The sequence below is a fragment of the Paraburkholderia sp. SARCC-3016 genome (assembly GCF_031119615.1).
Lineage (GTDB): Bacteria > Pseudomonadota > Gammaproteobacteria > Burkholderiales > Burkholderiaceae > Paraburkholderia.
In genome coordinates this window covers 1-1,139 of record NZ_JAVHZD010000097.1, presented here as the reverse complement: position 1 = coordinate 1,139, position 1,139 = coordinate 1, and the positions used below count along the sequence as shown (strand labels likewise).

Annotated in this window: 1 protein-coding gene; it reads right to left on the bottom strand. The window is 63.4% G+C overall.

Annotated features, from left to right (window positions below; genetic code table 11):
* The coding region (gene glnA / locus QYH69_RS35855) for a type I glutamate--ammonia ligase (RefSeq protein WP_308836339.1) at positions 1-1,139 on the bottom strand (1,139 nt) is incomplete at both ends.

Sequence of the window (1,139 nt, the reverse complement as noted above, 5' to 3'; positions counted from 1 at the left end):
CGGTCCTTGTCGAGCGCTTCGAGCGCCTGGTCGAGGCCGGCACACACGGTCGGGATCTTTGCATCCTCTTCCGGCGGCAGGTCGTACAGGTTCTTGTCGGCCGCTTCGCCCGGGTGAATCTTGTTCTGCACACCGTCGAGACCCGCCATCATCAGCGCCGAGAACAGCAGGTACGGGTTCGCCATCGGATCCGGGAAACGCGTTTCGATACGGCGGCCCTTCGGATTGCTCACGTGCGGAATGCGGATCGACGCCGAACGGTTACGCGCCGAGTAGGCGAGCTTCACCGGTGCTTCGAAGTGCGGCACGAGACGCTTGTACGAGTTCGTCGTCGGGTTCGAGATCGCATTCAGCGCGCGTGCGTGCTTGATGACGCCGCCGATGTAGAACAGCGCGAACTCCGACAGGCCCGCATAGCCGTTACCCGCGAACAGGTTCTGGCCGTCCTTCCAGATCGACTGGTGCACGTGCATGCCCGAGCCGTTGTCGCCGACCACCGGCTTCGGCATGAAGGTCGCCGTCTTGCCGTACGTGTGCGCGACGTTGTGCACGATGTACTTGAGCTTCTGCGTCCAGTCGGCACGCTGCACGAGCGTCGAGAACTTCGTGCCGATTTCGTTCTGGCCCTGGCCCGCCACTTCGTGGTGGTGCACTTCGACCGGAATGCCGATCTGCTCGAGCAGCAGGCACATTTCCGAGCGCATGTCCTGGAACGTGTCGACCGGCGCGACCGGGAAGTAGCCGCCCTTCGGGCCCGGACGGTGACCGGTGTTGCCGCCTTCGAATTCCTTCGCCGACGACCACGGCGCTTCTTCCGAGCCGATCTTCACGAAGCAGCCCGACATATCGGAGCTCCACTGCACCGAGTCGAAAATAAAGAACTCGGGTTCCGGACCGAAGAACGCCGTGTCGCCGAGGCCCGTGCTCTTCAGATAGGCTTCAGCGCGCTTGGCCAGCGAGCGCGGATCGCGTTCATAGCCCTTGCCGTCCGACGGCTCGATCACGTCGCAGGTCAGCACCAGCGTCGATTCTTCGTAGAACGGGTCGACGAACGCCGTGTCCGGATCCGGCACGAGCAGCATGTCCGATGCTTCGATGCCCTTCCAGCCGGCAATCGAGGAACCGTCGAACGCATGGCC